At 69.3% G+C, this 17,396-nt stretch carries 12 protein-coding genes; 7 read left to right on the top strand and 5 right to left on the bottom strand.

What is annotated here, in order from left to right:
- Positions 1–93: 93 nt before the first annotated feature.
- On the bottom strand, positions 94–1,344 hold the full coding sequence (locus OG900_01615; protein WUH88953.1) for an extracellular solute-binding protein: 1,251 nt from the start codon (positions 1,342–1,344) through the stop codon (positions 94–96).
- A gap of 282 nt (positions 1,345–1,626) precedes the next feature.
- Between OG900_01615 and OG900_01610 the strand changes: the two genes are divergently transcribed.
- The 4 genes from OG900_01610 (at position 1,627) to OG900_01595 (ending at position 8,129) form a co-directional block, all read left to right on the top strand.
- A complete protein-coding gene (locus OG900_01610; GenBank protein WUH88952.1) occupies positions 1,627–2,694 on the top strand; it encodes a LacI family transcriptional regulator in 1,068 nt (355 codons plus the stop codon).
- Between the two features lie 480 nt (positions 2,695–3,174).
- On the top strand, positions 3,175–4,971 hold the full coding sequence (locus OG900_01605) for an RICIN domain-containing protein (GenBank protein WUH88951.1): 1,797 nt from the start codon (positions 3,175–3,177) through the stop codon (positions 4,969–4,971).
- Positions 4,972–5,227: 256 nt separating this feature from the next.
- Positions 5,228–6,688: a ricin-type beta-trefoil lectin domain protein gene (locus OG900_01600; protein ID WUH88950.1), complete on the top strand. Its 1,461-nt coding sequence runs from the start codon at positions 5,228–5,230 to the stop codon at positions 6,686–6,688.
- 73 nt (positions 6,689–6,761) lie between these two features.
- The gene (locus tag OG900_01595) at positions 6,762–8,129 is read left to right on the top strand and encodes a ricin-type beta-trefoil lectin domain protein (GenBank protein ID WUH88949.1); all 1,368 of its coding nucleotides are present in this window, start codon (positions 6,762–6,764) and stop codon (positions 8,127–8,129) included.
- 200 nt (positions 8,130–8,329) lie between these two features.
- On the opposite strand, the gene OG900_01590 is transcribed toward OG900_01595, so the two are convergent.
- Complete coding sequence (locus OG900_01590) at positions 8,330–9,736, bottom strand: FAD-dependent oxidoreductase (protein ID WUH88948.1); 1,407 nt, start codon at positions 9,734–9,736, stop codon at positions 8,330–8,332.
- 92 nt (positions 9,737–9,828) lie between these two features.
- A complete protein-coding gene (locus tag OG900_01585; protein ID WUH88947.1) occupies positions 9,829–11,601 on the bottom strand; it encodes an MOSC and FAD-binding oxidoreductase domain-containing protein in 1,773 nt (590 codons plus the stop codon).
- A 502-nt stretch (positions 11,602–12,103) separates the two neighbouring features.
- Here OG900_01585 and OG900_01580 point away from each other — a divergent pair.
- From OG900_01580 to OG900_01570, 3 genes are all read left to right on the top strand, one after another.
- Positions 12,104–13,051, top strand: coding sequence for a pyridoxamine 5'-phosphate oxidase family protein (locus OG900_01580; protein WUH88946.1), 948 nt, complete (start codon positions 12,104–12,106; stop codon positions 13,049–13,051).
- 134 nt (positions 13,052–13,185) lie between these two features.
- Positions 13,186–13,986 (top strand): aquaporin, encoded by an 801-nt coding sequence (locus tag OG900_01575; GenBank protein WUH88945.1) that lies wholly within the window; start codon positions 13,186–13,188, stop codon positions 13,984–13,986.
- 240 nt (positions 13,987–14,226) lie between these two features.
- Positions 14,227–14,703 carry a hypothetical protein gene (locus OG900_01570; GenBank protein ID WUH88944.1) on the top strand — a complete coding sequence of 159 codons (477 nt, stop codon included), beginning with the start codon at positions 14,227–14,229 and terminating at the stop codon, positions 14,701–14,703.
- A gap of 19 nt (positions 14,704–14,722) precedes the next feature.
- Here OG900_01570 and OG900_01565 read toward each other — a convergent pair whose 3' ends face one another.
- Positions 14,723–15,265 (bottom strand): flavin reductase family protein, encoded by a 543-nt coding sequence (locus OG900_01565; GenBank protein WUH88943.1) that lies wholly within the window; start codon positions 15,263–15,265, stop codon positions 14,723–14,725.
- A complete protein-coding gene (locus tag OG900_01560) occupies positions 15,262–17,355 on the bottom strand; it encodes a tetratricopeptide repeat protein (GenBank protein ID WUH88942.1) in 2,094 nt (697 codons plus the stop codon). The genes OG900_01565 and OG900_01560 overlap by 4 nt, the downstream gene beginning before the upstream one ends.
- Between the last annotated feature and the right edge of the window lie 41 nt (positions 17,356–17,396).

Genomic DNA, 17,396 nt, shown 5'->3' with positions numbered 1-17,396 from the left:
CGGTCCTTCTGTGGGCAGGCCGGTCGGCGGCGCGGGCGGGGCCGTTCGTCCACGCCCCCGCCCGCGCCGCGGTCCGACGCGCTGGGTCGGGTACTACTTGGAGGCGGAGGACTGCGCGGCGGAAAGGGCGTCCTTCGGCGACTTGCTCCCGGTCAGTGCCGCCTGCACGGCACCCCACAGCTGTTCCGATATCTTGGGGTACTTCGTGCCGAGGTCGTCGCTCGTACGCCCCTTGGCCGACTGCACCGCCTGCACCCATATCTTCAGCTCGGGTGTGGCGGCGGCCTGCTGGTCCTGGACCTGCTTCGTCGGCCCGACGTAGGACAGCGTCGTGTCGGTGGCCAGCAGGTTCTTCGCGTCGGTCAGGCAGGTCACGATCTTGTCCGAGGCGGCGTAGCGCCCGGTGTCCTTCTGCACGGGCACGGTGACGAACTCACCGCCGGTCGGTGCGGGCGCGTTGCTGCCGTCAGCCGCGGGGATGGCGATCGTTCCGTAGCCGAAGCCCGCCTTCTTGGCGTTCGCCATCTGCCAGGTGCCGTTCTCGGCGAAGGCGTACTGACCGGAGGCGAACTCCTGCCAACTGGTGGTCTGGGTGTTGTTGATGACCGAGTTGGGCGCGTAGCCCTCCTTCAGCCAGTCCTTCCACAGCGTGACGGCGGAGACGGCCTGGTCCGAGGCGAGGTCCGTCAGCTTCGCGCCCGCCCCCCAGAACCAGGGCAGGAACTGGAAACTGCCTTCCTCGGTGCCGATCGCGGAGAAGGTGATGCCCTTCTTGCCCGCGGCCTTCACCTTGGCCAGCGCCGCGTTGAGTGTTGTCCAGTCCTTGACCGAGGCCGGATCCACGCCCGCGGCCTTCAGGACGTCCTTGTTGTAGTAGAGCGCCAGGGTGTTCGCCCCGATGGGCGTGCCGTAGGTCTTGCCGCCGCTCTGGCCCGCGGCCAGCAGGTTCGGCTCCGCCTGGGAGGTGTCGATCTTGTTCTCGTCCGCGGTCGTCAGGACACCCGCGTCGGCGAGCGTGGAGACGACGGGATTGTCGACGATCAGGACGTCGGGAGAGTCGCCCTGCTGCGCCGCGAGCAGCGTCTTGTTGGTCAGATCCGTGGTGTCGAAGCTCGTCCGCTTCACCTTCACCCCGGCCTGGCTGCCGCAGCTCTCCAACAGCTTCACCCAGTCGGAGGTGCCGTCGAACTGCGGGTAGGGGTCCCAGACGGTGTAAGTGCCGCCTGCCGCGGTCGAGCCGGACGACCCGTCCGAGGACGACGACCCGCACGCGGTGGCCGTGGACGCCGCCACCACGGCGGCCAGCGACGCGACAGCAAACCGCCGCCGGGCGGAAGTGTTCATGGCGCTCTTCCCTTTCGCTTGGTTGCCCGCCCCCCACCGTTGGAACGGCGGTGCCGCTGGCGGCTGCGGGACGGGATATATCGCCGATTCAGCGAATCGGTTCGACCGCGAACGTAGAACCCCCGCGCATGGCCGTCAAGACTGCTGCGGCAACCTTCCCGCTACACGAGGACATTTCACCGTTACTGCGGCCCCGACCGTGGAGGACGACAGTGGCCCCTGTGTCCCGAATCGATTCGTGGCTAGTATGATCCCTTATGGCGTATGGGTGTGAGGAGCGGCATGAACATCGGCGAGATCGCGCAGCGAGCGGGCGTGTCGCGCAGCACGGTCTCGTACGCGCTCAGCGGCAAACGCCCCGTCGCCGCCGGCACCCGTAAACGTATCCAGCACGTCATCGACGAGCTGGGCTACCGGCCCAACGCGACGGCGCGGGCGCTGAAAGAGGGCAGGACCCGCACGATCGGGCTGGTGATCCCGCCGGCCGGCAACCGGCTCACCCACATGCAACTGGACTTCGTCGCCAGTGTCGTCGACTCCGCAGCCGGTGCCGACCTGGACGTGCTGCTCTCCCCGTCCGGCGGCGACCACGACCGGTCCTTCGAACGGCTCATCTCGGAAAGCCGCGTCGACGGTGTCATCCTCATGGAAATCCGCCTGGAGGACGCCCGGGTGAGCCGGCTGTTGAAAGCAGGACTGCCCTTCGTCGGGATCGGGCACACGGTGGACGACCAGGCGATGTGCTGGATCGACATCGATTACGCCGGCCTGATCCGCCATACCGTCCGCCACCTGGCCGACCTCGGCCACCGGAAGGTGGCACTGATCAGCCGCTCGCCCGAACTCGTCGCCGCGGGCTACGGCCCCGCGATCAGGGCCCGGGAGGGGTTCACCGCGGCGGTCGGCGAGCGAGGCATGGAGGGGGTCGAAGTCGCGTGCGGGGACGACGCCCGCTCCGGCCAGGAGAGTATCGAGGGCCTGCTGCGGGAGCACCCGGACCTCACCGCCGTCACCACCGTCAACGAGGCGGCCCTGCCCGGTATCCAGCGGGCGCTGGCCGACGCGGGTTTGAGCGTGCCGCACGACTTCTCGGTCACCGGCGTCGCGGGCAAGCTGTGGTCCGACGACTTCCGGCCGCCCCTCACCGCGGCCGATGTGCCGGCCCTCGACATGGGCGAGAAAGCCGTCTCCCTGCTCATCGAGCGCATCGCAGCCCCGCAGACGCCGCCCCACCACATCCTGCTCGCCCCACCCATCTCCCTCCGCTCCAGCACCGGCGCTGCCCCCGCTCACCGCACCGGTGCCGCTGTTCCCTCCCCGGGCGGCCTCGGCGCCGCCGCCCGCGCCTGACCGCCCGCGTCCCCACGCGGAGCGGTGTCCGCACCGCGACCGGTCCCGGTGGCCCAACTGCCGGTGGTCGGCAATCGATTCGCCGGCGGGTCACTCCCCAGGAGCCGAAGGCCCCCACAGGTATGGGCTGTTGGCACGCAACACCTCATTGACCGTGACGACCTCCAGTCGTAATATCCGTCGAACCGATTCCCGCCAATCGGTTCGACAGGTCCACTTCACAGTCGCATGATGCGAGAGCCTGGGCACCGACCGTGCTCGGTATTCGTGGACGGCTTCTGGAGACCGGGCACGCGCTGTCACGTACTCCACAGCCATCCGGCACCAACGGTTGTCCGCCGACCGAGCCGTTCGCCGGCGTACCTCGGTCCGGCCGGTCCGCAGCGGACCACGGGTACCGCGTGGGGTGCACAGCCCCGGATCTCACCGTCCCGTACGTCCCGTCACAGTGCAGTGACGGCCATCCATAGGAGGAAGTCGATGAGGACGAGAGCAAAACCGGGCCGTCTGGCCGTGGCCGCAGCCGCCGTGTTGGGGCTCGCCGCCCTGCTGGTGATGCCGACAGCCGGTCATGCCGCCGCTGCAAAGTCGCTGAGCGTGGATCTCAGCTCCACGCGCGGGCCGTCGACCGGCGTAGGGGAGGGCTTCCTCTACGGGATCACCCAGGACGGCACGCAACCGGTGGACCAGTACCTGCAGCCGCTGGGCATCAACGCCTTCCGCGGCGGCGGCTGGTTCTCCGGCGGCTGGATCAAGGACAACTACTCCTACGGGGCGGCCACGAAGGCGGACATCGCCTCGATCACCGCGCAGGCCAAGCGGCTGACCCAGGCTCCGTACCATGCCCAGTACCAGGTGCTCATGAGCGACCTGTGGGGCAACAACGGCGGCCAGCCCTCGAACGAGGTGTACCCCTGCGACAACGGCAACTGCTCGAACTGGATCAGCTTCATCGACACCACCGTGGCCGCCCTGCAGGCGACGGGTCTGCCGTTCGCCTACGACATCTACAACGAGCCGGACATCTCGGTGTTCTGGACCCGGGGCATGAACAGCACCCAGTACTTCCAGATGTGGGACAGCGCCTACAAGGAGATCCGCCGCGTCGCGCCGAACGCGAAGATCGTGGGTCCGTCGCTGGCGTTCACGCCGCAGAGCAACCCGGGTGAGTGGAACACCTGGCTGGCCCACGTCAAGGCCGCCGGGACGGTACCCGACATGATCACCAACCATGACGAGGGCGACGTCGACGACCCGGTCACGGTGTCCCAGTCCCTCAACAACGCGCTGTCGGCCAACGGCGTCTCGGCCCGGCCGCTGTCGGCGAACGAGTACCAGCCCGCGGACCGGCAGACCGCCGGGGTGACCGCGTGGTATCTGGCGCGGTTCGCGCAGTCCGGGTACACCAACGCGATGCGCGGCAACTGGGCCTGCTGCATGACCCCCAATCTGACCGGAGTCCTCACCCAGAGCAGCGGGACCTGGCAGCCCAACGGCAACTGGTGGGCCATGCGCACCTACGCCGACATGACCGGGACCCTGGTCAACACGTCAGGGATGGTCGGTTCGACAGCGATCTCCGCGTCGGAGGACAGCACCGCCAAGCGGGCCGTGGCGGTGATCGGTGACAGCAACGGCTACACCGGCGCCGCCTCGCTGACCTTCAACGGGCTGGCGTCCGTTCCCTGGTTGGCGAACAACGGCAACGTCAACGTGACCGTCGAGCGGATCCCCGACCAGTACCCGCTCAGCGCGCCGCAGGTCGTCTACAACCAGAACGTGAGCACATCGACCGGCTCGATCACCGTGCCCGTCACGTTCCAGGCCACGCACGACGCCTTCGCCGTCTACGTCACGCCGGCCGGATCGTCGAGCGGAGGCACCAGCGGCGAACTGCACGCCGTCGGCGCGGGCAAGTGCCTGGAGGTGCCCAACTCGTCCACCACGGCGGGCACCCAGACGCAGATACGGGACTGCTCCGGTGGGTCCAACCAGGTCTTCACCCGCACGTCCGGCAACCAGCTGAGCGTCTACTCCGGCAGCAGCCAGATGTGCCTCGACGCGAACGGCCAGGGCGCCAGCAACGGCACCAAGGTCATCATCTGGTCCTGCAACGGCCAGGCGAACCAGCAGTGGAACGTCAATTCCAACGGCACTGTCACCAGTGCTCAGTCGGGACTGTGCCTGGACGTGACCGGGGCAGGTACCGCCAACGGCACGCCGGTCGAGCTGTGGACCTGCAACGGCGGCAGCAACCAGCAGTGGAGCCTCGGATAGGTGCGAACGGGTGCGCGGGTGGCCGGGACGGATCCCGGCTACCCGCGCAAGCGGCAGCGGCACGACCGTGACCGGTGCGCTTCCTGTGACAAGGGTTGACAGGGTGTGTGTGGCTGGTGCACGCTGCCGCCGTTGCCTACGAGACATCCCATCTCTCCGAAGCACTGCAGATGTCGGCGGAGATGTTAACGCTCACAATTCCACCTTTTCGGTACAGCAACACCTTCGGTCATCCCCCCACCGCCAGGAGATCGTAGTGAACACCAGAGTTCCGCGTCTGGTCGCCGGAATCGCCACCACAGCCCTGATACTGCTCGGACTGCAGGCCGGGAGCGTCACAGCGCATGCCGCGCCGGCGGCGACCGCCGCGTCCACCGCCCAGTTCCACGGCGTGAACTGGGCGGACCCCAACGACAACTTCATCACCGGCCCGAACGTCCCCGTAGGCCTCTCGACGTCGGACAGTTACGCGACCGTGTACACGAAGTCCACCGCCATCCTCAAGGGCTTCCAGAACCTCGGGGCCAACACCGTCAGGCTGGGGTTCAACGCGGCGACCACCTCGGGGTCATGGTGGAACAGCTACACCGGGGCCCTGGACGCCGCGACCGCGCTGGGCATGAACGTCATCGTCGCCCCCTGGCTGCAGGGCGGGAAGGTCAGTGACACCGCGTCCTTCAACCAGATGTGGGACACGATGATCAACAAGTACGGCGCGAAGAGCAACTTCTACTTCGACATCATGAACGAGCCGTACGGCTACAACGCCACCGACCTGACCAACTTCGAGGCGAACTGGCTGGCACGCTACCCCAGCCTGTCCCGCGGCCACGTGATCGTGCCCGGCCTGTGGTCGGACGGCAACCTGTGCGCCGTCGGCGCCGACTCCCGGCTGTCCGGCACCCTGCTGTCGATCCACATCTACGGCATGTTCGGCGACTCCCACACCACCGAGGCCGCCTGGGTCAACGACTTCACCGGCAATATCTGCGGTTACGCCGGCCGCGCCGTGCTCACCGAGTTCGGCGTCCCCATGAACACCGGCGTCAACTACAACGGCCCCAAGGACGGCGTCAACGACCTGTCCTACCTGTACGCCATCACCGACACCGTACGCAGCCTGGGCATGGGCTCCGTCCTGTGGACCGGGGTCAAGCAGACGAACCAGACGCAGGGCCCCGGCCCCTGCGAGAACGCCTCCTGTGCCATCACCTCCCTGAACGGCACCGGCACCAACCTCTCGGTCAGCGTCACCAACCAGTCCGGCCTGGACCGTCTCCAGTGGGGCTGGGGCACCGGCACCAACCCCGGTGGCGGCAGCGACCCCGGCAACACCCGCCCCCTGCGCGGCGTCGCCTCCAACCGCTGCCTGGACGTGCCCAACGCGTCCTCCGCCAACGGCGTCCAGACCGCGATCTGGGACTGCAACGGCGGTGGCAACCAGCAGTGGAACCTCACCTCCGCCAAGGAGCTGCGCGTCTACGGCAGCAAGTGCCTGGACGCCTACGGCGCGGGAACCACCGCGGGTACCAAGGTCGACATCTGGGACTGCACCGGCGGCGCCAACCAGAAGTGGAACGTCAACAGTGACGGCACAGTCACCAACGTCCAGTCCGGTCTCTGCCTGGACGTCACCGGCGCCTCCACCGCCAACGGCGCCCTGATCGAGCTGTGGACCTGCACCGGCGCCGGCAACCAGAAGTGGAACCGGCAGTAGCAGGCCACCGGGGTGTGTCCGGCGGGATCCCGCCGGACACACCCTCCTGTCCCCCCACACAGAAAGGCACGCCATGAGACGCCGATCCCTGTTCGCGCCGCTTCTCGCCGCGTTGGCCATCGTTCTGGCTGCTGTCGGCATGTCCGTCAGCGGATTCAGCGCGACCGCCTGGTCCGCCCCGACCCCCGCAGCGGCTACCGGCGGTTGCGGCAAGGCGCCGACGCTGACGAGCGGCACGCACACGATCACGAGCAGCGGCCAGAACCGCAGCTACATCCTCCGGGTCCCCGCCAACTACGACCAGAACCACCCCTACCGGCTGGTCTTCGGCTTCCACTGGGTCGGCGGCACCGCCAACGACGTCGACTCCGGCGGCACCGACGGATACAACTGGTCCTACTACGGCCTGAGGCGACTGGCGGACAGCGCCGGCAACGGGACCATCTTCGTCGCGCCCCAGGGCATCAGCAACGGCTGGGCCAACTCCAACGGGCAGGACGTCACGTTCGTCGACAACATGCTCAGCCAGCTGGAGGGCGGCCTGTGCGTCGACACGGGACAGGTCTTCTCCTCAGGCTTCAGCTACGGCGCCTCGATGACGTACGCGCTGGCCTGTGCCCGCCCGACGGTCTTCCGCGCGGTCGCGGTCTACTCCGGCGCCAACCTGAGCGGATGCAGCGGCGGCACCCAGCCCGTCGCCTACATCGGGCTCCACGGCATCCGGGACAACGTCCTGCCGATCGCGTCAGGCCGGGCGTTGCGCGACACGTTCGTCAGGAACAACGGCTGCACCTCACAGAACCCGCCCGAGCCGGCGTACGGCAGCCTGACCCACATCATCACCGCCTACTCCGGCTGCAAGTCCGGATACCCGGTGGTATGGGCGGCCTTCGACGGAGCCGGCCACGACCCGGGTCCCATCGACGGGTCGACCGGGGACGGCTGGCACACCTGGACCTCGGGAGTGGTGTGGAACTTCTTCACCCAGTTCGGCTCCTCGAACCCCCCCACCACCCCTCCCACCACCCCGCCCACCACGCCGCCGACGTCCGGCAGCCAGGGGATCGTGGGCCAGCAGTCCGGCCGCTGCGTCGACGTCAACAGCTCGTCGACGACGAACGGTACGCAGGCTCAGCTGTGGGACTGCAACGGCGGCGCGAACCAGAAGTGGACCTACACCTCGAACAAGCAACTCATGGTCTACGGCAACAAATGCCTGGACGCCTCAGGCCAGGGAACCGGTAACGGCACCGCGGCCGTGATCTGGGACTGCAACGGCCAGGCGAACCAGCAGTGGAACGTGAATTCGAACGGCACGATCACAGGCGTGCAGTCCGGTCTCTGCCTCGACGCAAGCGGGGCGGGCACGGCGAACGGCACGAAGGTCCAACTCTGGAGCTGCACCGGAGGTACGAACCAGCTGTGGAGTCTGCGCAGCTGACCGCGTCCGAGGGGCTGGGCCGGAATCCCGGCCCGGCCCCGAAGGCCGTGTCCCTGGAGGCTGCCGGGGATTCGGGCCGTTACCTGGGCGGAGCGGATCCTGGACCCCGATGAAACGGCTCCGGCGGGCGTGCCCTTCTGACAGCCGGTGCGCCGGCCGGACCGTGCTCCTCCGCGCGGCGCTTCTTCCAGGTCGAGTGCTCAGTCGGCCCAGGAGGCGAACAACAGGTTCAGGCCTTCTGCCATTGTCGGGTGGGTGATGATCGAGTCGCGAAGTGCCGGGTAGGGCAGGCCTGCCTGCATGGCGGTGTGGAGCACGGCGAGGACTTCGGAGGACTCGGCGCCGAGCAGCGACGCTCCCAGGATCTGCTCGCTGTCCTGGTCCACCACGGCCTTCCACAGCCCGCGGGTCTCGCGCATCGTACGAGCGCGGGGAATGGCCGCAACCGGCAGTCTGGCCACCCTGACCCGGTGCCCGGACGCACGGGCTTCCGCCTCGGTGAGGCCGACTCGGGCGAATTCCGGCGTGGTGAAGAGGTTGGACGGGACGAGACGCCCTGTGGTGCGACGGTCGCCCCCGGCTATGTTCGCCTTGACGATGCGGTAGTCGTCGAGTGAGACGTGGGTGAACTGCGGGCTGCCGGCCACGTCGCCGACAGCCCAGGTGTGCGGCGCGTCGGTCGCGAGGCGATCGTCCACCCGGACGAAGCCGCGGGCGTCGGTCCGCACGCCTGCGGCCTCCAGGTCCAGTTCCCGGGTGACCGGGTCCCGGCCGACGGCTACGAGGATGTCGGAACCGGGCACCTGCCGGCCGTCCCCAAGATGGACGGTCACCGATCCTTCCCCGGCCTCCACCCGTGCGACTGCCGCCTCCGTGAGGATCTCGACGCCGTCTTCGCGCAGATACCCGGCGAGGAGGTCGACGATTTCCTGGTCCTCCCGGGGCAGCAGGCGCGGGCCGTGCTGCAGGACGGTCACACGGCTGCCGAAAACGGCGAACATGTGGGCGAACTCCAGGCCGACGTGCCCGGCGCCGAGCACCACCAGACGGTCCGGGAGGCGTTCGAGCCGCAGCAGGCTCTCGCTGGTGAGCGGGCCGGCTTCCGCCAGTCCGGGGATGTCGGGGATCCGGGGGACCGTGCCGGTGTTGATCACGACGTCGGCGCCGCGCAGGAGCCGTTGGCCGCCGCTGTTGAGCGCGACCTCGACCGTCCGCTCGGCGACGAAGTGCGCGGTCCCCAGCACCAGGTCCATGCCGCTGTCCAGGAACTGGCGGTGGTTGAGCTCGACCATGCCGTCGACGACGCCCTCCTTGTGGGCACGGAGCAGGGACAGATCGACATCGGCATCAGTCCCGCGGATGCCCAAGGCGCCGGCGTCGGCCAGCCGGCCCAGCAGGCGGGCGCTGCTGACCAGGGCCTTCGTCGGGATGCATGCGACGTTGATGCAGCTGCCTCCGATCATGCCGCGCTCCACCATGGCGACGTTGCGGCCCGCGCGGGCGGTGTCCATCGCCAGCGTCTTGCCGCCCTTGCCTCCGCCGAAGACGAGAAGGTCGACGTCCTCGACTGCCGCGTCCGTCCCCGTCACCTCGTCGAATCCGTCCATCACGTCACGCCTTCCTGTCCACCGGGACGAGCCCCTGTCCGCAAGTCCCCGAACCGGGGACACACAGCCCCCGGGCTCACGGCCTGGCCGTTCTACAGATCCAGGACGACATCCTCGGCGGGCATGGAACAGCAGATGAGGATGTTGCCGTCGGCCGGGGGTTCGACCGGGTCGGGGGAGTAGGCCACCGATCCGGACATCAGCGCGAGCTCACAGGTGTGGCAAACGCCGGTACGGCACGACCACTGGACGGGGACGTCGCAGGCTTCGGCGAGTTCGAGCAGCGATTCCTGCGCGTCGTTCCACGGGACGTTGAGGCCGCTGCGGGCGAAGGAGACCTCGGGGCCGGTGCCGGGCGTACCTGCGGGCTGGTGCGGGGCGGTCGCGGCCGCGGAGCCTTTGACGCCGGGGGTGAGGGAGGGACCCGCCCCGAAGTTCTCGCTGTGGACGCGGGAGGCGTCCAGCCCCGCGTCGACGAGAGCGTTGGTGACGCTGGTCATGAAGGCGTCAGGTCCGCACAGGTAGGCGTCGGCGTCGGTCGGCAGGCCCAGGCCCGAGATGTGGTCGGCCGAGATGCGGCCGGTGTCCGCGTAGTTGACGCCCAGACGGTCCCCCGCGGCAGGTTTGCTGTAGTAGACGGTCGACCGGGCGTCGGGGAGCGCGCCGACAAGGTCCAGGCTCTCCTGGGCGAAGGGGTGCTCGGTGCTGTCGTGGGCGCCGTGCAGCCACCACACCTGGCGGGCGGACCGGTCGCGGGCGAGGGCGTGCAGCATGGCCAGGACGGGGGTGACCCCGACTCCGGCCGACAGGAGGACCACCGGGTTGTCGCCGTCTGCCAGGCAGAAGGTGCCGCGGGGTGCCGCGGCCTCCAGGTGGTCGCCGACCCGGATGTGGTCGCGCAGTTCGTTGCTGGCGGCGCCGTGGGGCTCTACCTTCACGCTGATGCGGTACGTGCCGGTGCCCGGTTCGCCGGACAGCGAGTAGCTGCGGATCAGCGGCGGCGCGTCCCCTTCGGGTTGGACCTTGACGGTGAGGAACTGCCCCGGGAGCGCTTCCGGCAGTTCAGCGCCGTCGGCGGCCGCCAGGTAGAGGGAGAACACGGTGCGGCTCTCGGTCTCGACGCGGGTGACCGTCAGCGGGCGGAAGCCCGGCCAGGCGGGCGGCGGGGCGGTCGCCGCGGTGTTCAGCCCGGCGCTGCCGGAGGCGCCGGCCGGCGCCTTGTCGGCCTGGTCGTGCAGGGTCCGCATGGAGGTCTGCCAGCCGGGGCTGAGCGCGGGGATCCGCAGGGCGCGCTCGATCTGCTCGCGGGTGTGTCCGGGCAGGTAGAGCACGCGGTCGATCTCCTCGACGGTCATCGCCTCGGGGCCGGTGGACACCTTGACGATCTCCTGCCCGGCCTCGACCTCGCCCTCCTCGATCACCCGCAGGTAGAAGCCGGGGCGGTGGTGCGCCACCAGCAGCGCCGCCATCTGCGGCTCTCCCATCCGCAGGCCCACCCGGTAGCAGGTGACCCGCGGCTGCGTGACCTCGAAGAGCGCGCCGCCGATGCGGTAGCGGTCGCCGATGCAGACCTCGTCGTCCGGCAGTCCCTCAACGGTGAAGTTCTCCCCGAAATTGCCCGGTGTGAGATCGTCGCGGCCCAGTTCCTTGGCCCAGTGGCGGTAGGAGTCCAGCTGGTAGACAAGTACCGCCCGCTGCTCACCACCGTGTCCGCCCAGGTCGCCCTGGCCGTCGCCGTCGATGTTCAGCCGGCGCACCATCCGCGGCCCGGACACGGTCTCCTTGTACACGCCGGTGTACACGGTCTTGCCATGCCACGGCGTGTCTTTCGGCATCCCCACGTTCACCGCTGTCAATGTGGTCATCCCGCCACCTTTCTTGCGGCGACTCCGCTGCGGATCCGGTCCCGGGGGAGCCTCGCGTGGGTCATCGGCTTGCTCACGTCGTGTCCGCCGGCCGGCCCGGGGAATCGACTTCCCGTTCCCCGGCGCGAACCAGTCGATCTCTTCGCTGAAGAGATTCGCCACGACATCGACGTCGCCTTTACCGAGCAACTTGAAGAAGGCGGCCCATGAATCCGTGAATGCAGCCGCTGACGGGTTCCCTTTTGAGAGCCCTGCCGGGGGGCCGCCGACGGAGGCTCGCAACCCGCTTCGTGTGTCTAACCTCGCGCTGCGGAGACCACCCCATACCCTGGCTACGCTAGACCTGAGGATCGGCTCCGGCAACTTCACCGGAGGCTTGGCAGGACACTCGGCCTGGCAGCCGCACCGCTGGTCCCTCGGGTCTAGGCTGAATTCCATCCGGGCTGTTTCATCCCATTCTCGGCTTCCCCGCGCGAGGTGCCGACGAAAGTCAGGATCGACAATGCCGAGCAGTTCATCGCCCCAGACCTCGTACCACGAAGGCGAGCTGGCGGCTCAGGAGCGTGCGGGACTGAGTGAGGAGGCCGAACGCCTGCGTCCGATCATCAGCGGCACCCTTCCCCGGGGGGCGGATGGTTTCCTTGCGGAACTCCGATTCCTCATCGTAGGCGCCGCCGCGTCGGACGGCCGGATGTGGGCGTCCATGATCTTCGGAGACCCCGGATTCCTGCAGGTGCTCGGCCCCCGGAAGCTGTCCGTCGGAGCGCGCCTTCCGGACACGGACCCGCTGGCGGCGGTCCTGGCCGCCCCCGCGCATGTGGGGACCGTCGCTGTCGACCTCCTCAACCGCCGCCGCCTGAGGATCAACGGTCGAACCGTTGCCGGACCGGACGGGCTCACACTCGCTGTCGACCAGGCGTACGGAAACTGCCCCAAGTACATCCAGAGCAGGCACGTCAGGAAGGGGCCGTCCTCCGCTCCGCAATCCCAGGCGGAAGCGAGCAGCGAGCTGCTCCCGGACCAGCGCCGGCTGATCGACGCCGCAGACACGTTCTTCGTCGCCACCTCATCCGCGACGGGTGACGCCGACGCCTCCCACCGCGGTGGCAATCCCGGATTCGTTCGGACCCTTTCCCCCCGACGGATCCGGTGGCCCGACTACCAGGGCAACACGATGCTGATGACCCTGGGAAATCTGACAGTCAACCCGCACGCGGGTCTGCTGTTCATCGACTGGCAGGCCGGCACGACGCTGCAGGTGACAGGCACAGCGGTCATCGACTGGAGCGCGGAGGGCGCGGCCGGGATTCCCGGGGCAGAACGAACAATTGAATTCGAGGTGTCCGAGGTCGTGCAGATCAATTATCCGCAAGGTGCTCTCATCGGGTCGGACCCGCAATATTCACGCTTCAATCCGCCGGTGGCACCGACAGGACCGGCCTCCCCCTGAAGGAAATCTGCTCCACTGTTCCGCGCGGCGGGCGTCTCGGCGCATCGCGTACCGTGCGCCCCGTCTCGCAGCCCGCGTGAACAGGAGCCTGCGCCTCACGACGACCTCAGTCCCGACGAGGAGATCAGTACCGGATGTATTGGCGCGAGTTCGTTGCGGAGTTTCTGGGCACGGCTCTCCTGCTCCTTGTCGGCCTGAGCGTCATCGTGTTCAATTTCTCCCACGGTTCGCCCGTGATCTCCATGGTGCCCAGCGCGGACCTGCGCAGGTTCATGACGGCGCTGCTCTTTTCGGCTTCGGCGACTCTGATCATCTACTCTCCGATCGGTCGCACGAGCGGCGGTCATATCAACCCTGTCGTCACCCTCGCGTTCCTGCGGCTGGGGAAGATCACCCCCAAGGGCGCCGCCTCCTACATGCTCGCCCAGTTCGGGGGCGCCGCATTCGGCACGGCGGCCGTGGCGGCCATTTGGGGTCACAGGGCTTCCAGGGCGCGAGTGGGGGCCACGATGCCGGGCCGCGGAGGCGTCTGGCCCGCACTCGCAGTGGAATTCTGTGCCACTTTCCTGGTGGTCGCCTTGATCCTGACCTTCGTTCGACGGCCCCGCCTGCTGCCTTTCACCGCCGCTGCCGCGGGCGTGCTGGGTGTCGCTCTCACTTACCTCACAGTCCCCATCTCGGGAGGCAGCTCCAACCCTGCGCGCAGCATCGGTCCGGCTCTCGTGGGGGACACGTGGGCGGATTTCTGGATTTATCTGCTCGCACCGTCAGTGGGCGCATTGGCTGCTGCGACCCTGTTTCGCCACCACGTCATCCCGTGCGGAAAACTTATCCACGACCCCGCCTACGTGTGCCATTTCAAGAATTGCCTGTACAGCCAGAACTATCAACCAGAATCCAGCTCGGATGACGTCCGCGGCACTCGCCGGCCGTGAGATCGTCCTCGCGGTCGCGTCCGGTCGACGGGTGCTCGGCCACGAGGCCGTGGGCGTGGGGGAGGGGGCCGCCTCGGGTGTGCGGAACCTACGGCCCGGCGACCGGGCCGGGGGAACTCAGCTCTGCGCCGACGACTCTCCCTGGCCGCCGAGGTCGCCCACCAGGGAATCCTGGTCACCCTCATCGAACCTCTCACCTTCGCGACCGGCCTCGGCGCCGCCGCTCCGGCAGTCGACCCGATGCCGGAGTACGAGCCCGTCCGCGAAGCGCTCATGGCCGGGATGAAGGACGCGCCGTTCGTCACCGGCGACGCAGCAACGACGGCGGACGCGCTGCTCGCGATCGCCGACGCCCCCAACCCGCCACTGCGCGTGCCCTTCGGCACGGGCGGCATCGACCCTCTGCGGGAGGAGTACGACCGCAGGATCACGGAGTTCCGGGCACGGGACCACGTCGCCCGCCTCGCGCAGGGCGTACCGGCATGGCCCGGCGCCCCGCCTGATCGGGCGGCCGGACTGGCCGCGGACGCCCATGACGAGGTCGCCCTCCCGGTCGCCGCGTCGCTGGCGCAGCTCGATGACAGACGGTCTGCCGTCGATGGGCGCGGCGGGCGCTACGCATCTCGGCCTGCGCGGTCAGGGCGACGGCGCTTCTTCCCCGGTGGCCGGCCGGTGCGGAGCTTCCTGGTCAAAGTCGCGCTCAGCCGCCACCGGTAGCCCGTCTTGCGCCCGATCCCTAGGGTCCGGTGCGGCCCGGTCCGGCGTGGTAGCCGCCGTCGGCGAACAGCAGCGCAGGACCGGGGGACATGCTGTGGTCCGTCACGGTGCCGAGCAGCAGCAGGTGGTCGCCGGCCCGCAGCAGATCGACGCGGCGGCACAGCAGGACGGCGATCGCGCCGGGCAGCAGCGGCAGGCCGTGCGGTCCGGTGTGCACCGGCAGCCCGGCGAAGCGGTCGCCGGGGCGGCTGAAACGGGTGCACAGGTCGCGCTGGTCCGCGCCGAGCACGTTCACCGCGAAGTGCTCGGTGCGGGTGAAGGCGGACCGGCTGCCGGAGGAGGAACTCAGGCACCACAGGACGAGCGGCGGGTCGAGGGACACCGAGGTGAAGGAGTTGACGGTGACGCCGGCGGGCCGCCCGTGGTGCCGGGTGGTGACCACCGCGACACCGGTGGCGTAGCGGCCCAGTACGTCGCGCAGCGCCCGCTGCCCGGCCGGCGCGTGCAGCGGCCGTCCAGCCGGGCCGGCCGCCCCGTGCACGGCCGGCTCGGCGGTGGTCACGCCTGGCCCGTCTTCACGCGACAGGTCTTGAGGGCGGCGGCGATGTCCTCGTCGTCGGGGGCCAGGGCGTCCGCGACGACGAGGTCGGCCAGTGCGCTGTGCCAATCCTCGCGGGCCTGGTGGAGGAAGGCCCGGTTGTAGCGCAGCGCCGGGTCCTGGGGGGCCAGGTCCACCGCGCGGTCCATGTCCTCGACGGCGGCGTCGGCCCTGCCGTTCTCGAAGCGGACCGCGGCCCGCCCGGACAGCGCGGTGACCAGGGTCGGGTCGGCCGCGACGGCCCGGTCGTACGCCTCCTCGGCGGCGGCGAAGTCCTCGTTCTCCGCGTGCACCTGGCCCACCACCACGTGTAGGTAGGCGTTGTCGGCGTCGAGCAGGAGCCCGGTCTCGGCGTCCTGCCGGGCGGCGTCGAGCCGCTCCTCGTCCAGGTAGAGCCCGGCACGGTTGACGTAGGCGTCGACGAAGTCCGGCTCCAGGTCGATGACGTAGTCGAAGTCGGCGAGCGCGCCGGCGGTGTCGCCCTCCGACAGCCGCAGGTCGCCGCGGTTGTAGCAGATCTCGGGGAAGGGCGGGGAGAGCCGCATCGCGCGCGCGTAGTCGGCGAGGGCCTCCTCGGTGCGGCCCAGCCGCCGCAGGATGTTGCCGCGTTCGAGGTAGTGCTCGGCGTGGTTGGGGTCCTGCTCGATGACGACGGCGTAGTCGTCCAACGCCTCGTTCAGACGGCCGAGGCCGACATAGACGCGGGCGCGGTTGTTCTTGAGCACAGAGCGGTGCAGGCGGTGCTCGTCGGGTGCCAGTTGCCTGTCGAGGTCGTCGATGCACTCGGTGACGAGCCTGAGCGCTTCCGCAGGGTCGCCGAGATTGACCTCGACCAGCGCGCGGCCGTTTTTGTAAAACGCGCTCTGGAAGGCGCGTTCGACCCTGTCGGGCAGCAGCGAGGCGGTGGCGACCGCGCCGTTCAGCAGGGCTTTCGCCTTCTTCTCGTCACGGTCGGCGGGGTCATTATGCCGGGTGTAGAGCATTGCCGTGGAATAAGAGCACGCCATATGCACGGCGGGGTCTGTGGACAGAAGTCTTGCGCGGTCGTAGATTTCCTCGGCTTCGCGGGTCCTGGACAATATCGAGAGGGCCAGACCCTGTTTGACGGCGAACTTCCACCACAGGGTGTCGTTCCCGGTGCCGTCGAGCAGTGCGAAAGCCCGGGTGCCGTAGTCGACGACCGCGTCGTAGAAGCCGTTCACCAGGCAATGGTCGGCGGCGGCGAGAAGCACAGGCAGGGCGGCGCCGACCGGATCGGTGCCGCGCTCCAGGTGGTAGGGGACGGCGCCGAGGCCGTGGGAGAAGTCGCCCACCGCCAGGATCTCCGCGGCCCTGCGGTCGTGCAGCGCGGCCCTTTCCGCGGCGTCCAGTGCCTCGTAAGCGGCATGCGTGGCGGGCTCCTCGGCCAGGCACTCGCCGCTCACATAGGACCAGGCGTCCCCGCCCGGTTGCGCGGGCGGCCCGGCCGTCACGGTGGTTTCCAGAGCGCGGGCGTCGAGCACCGACCGCAGCCGCTCGTCCAGCGCCCCCGCGTCGCCGCCGGAGCAGACCACGACGGTGAGGCGGGCCGGGTCCACCCGCCGCACCAGGGCGGCGATGAACTCGACGTCCGTGGCCTCGGCGTGCTCGGCGTTCTCCACCACCAAGGTGCGCGGGCCACCGGAGGGCAGCGCGTCACGGACGAACTCGGCGAGCCCGTTGGCGATCCGCTTGGTCCGCAGCCGCGCGTAGTAGCGGGTGCGCTCGGCGGGCAGCGCCATCGACGTCAGCGTCTCGCGCGAGTTGGGCACCTGATCGCTCAGCTCCGGCGCCACGGACAGCACTTCGATGTCGTAGCGGCGTACCGGGGCCGCGTCGCGCCGCAGCACCTCAGGCACCAGCGCCCGCGCCACCGTGTTGGCCGCGGTGTACGGGCCGCGCAGCCGGCGGTGCGCGTCGACGGGCAGGCCGGACGGCAGCAGCGCGGGCGGAGCGGCGAGCGAGCGTACGGCGTCGGCCCGGCCCCGTCGTGAGCCTCCGTGCACCCAGTGGTGGCGGAACTCTGCCTGGTCCATACGGCGGTCTCCTTCCACGGGCCGGCGCGCGTGCGAGCGGG

This window comes from Streptomyces sp. NBC_00433, assembly GCA_036015235.1.
Lineage (GTDB): Bacteria > Actinomycetota > Actinomycetes > Streptomycetales > Streptomycetaceae > Actinacidiphila.
The sequence above is the reverse complement of the archived record's forward strand: the minus strand, read 5'-3'. Positions and strand labels throughout refer to the sequence as shown.

Excerpts from the sequence above, each read along its gene's own strand:
- OG900_01590 (WUH88948.1), bottom strand. The coding sequence starts at position 9,736 with ATGGACGGATTCGACGAGGTGACGGGGACGGACGCGGCAGTCGAGGAC.
- OG900_01580 (WUH88946.1), top strand. The coding sequence starts at position 12,104 with ATGCCGAGCAGTTCATCGCCCCAGACCTCGTACCACGAAGGCGAGCTG.
- OG900_01585 (WUH88947.1), bottom strand. The coding sequence starts at position 11,601 with ATGACCACATTGACAGCGGTGAACGTGGGGATGCCGAAAGACACGCCG.
- OG900_01570 (WUH88944.1), top strand. The coding sequence starts at position 14,227 with ATGCCGGAGTACGAGCCCGTCCGCGAAGCGCTCATGGCCGGGATGAAG.
- OG900_01615 (WUH88953.1), bottom strand. The coding sequence starts at position 1,344 with ATGAACACTTCCGCCCGGCGGCGGTTTGCTGTCGCGTCGCTGGCCGCC.
- OG900_01610 (WUH88952.1), top strand. The coding sequence starts at position 1,627 with ATGAACATCGGCGAGATCGCGCAGCGAGCGGGCGTGTCGCGCAGCACG.
- OG900_01595 (WUH88949.1), top strand. The coding sequence starts at position 6,762 with ATGAGACGCCGATCCCTGTTCGCGCCGCTTCTCGCCGCGTTGGCCATC.
- OG900_01605 (WUH88951.1), top strand. The coding sequence starts at position 3,175 with ATGAGGACGAGAGCAAAACCGGGCCGTCTGGCCGTGGCCGCAGCCGCC.
- OG900_01575 (WUH88945.1), top strand. The coding sequence starts at position 13,186 with ATGTATTGGCGCGAGTTCGTTGCGGAGTTTCTGGGCACGGCTCTCCTG.
- OG900_01560 (WUH88942.1), bottom strand. The coding sequence starts at position 17,355 with ATGGACCAGGCAGAGTTCCGCCACCACTGGGTGCACGGAGGCTCACGA.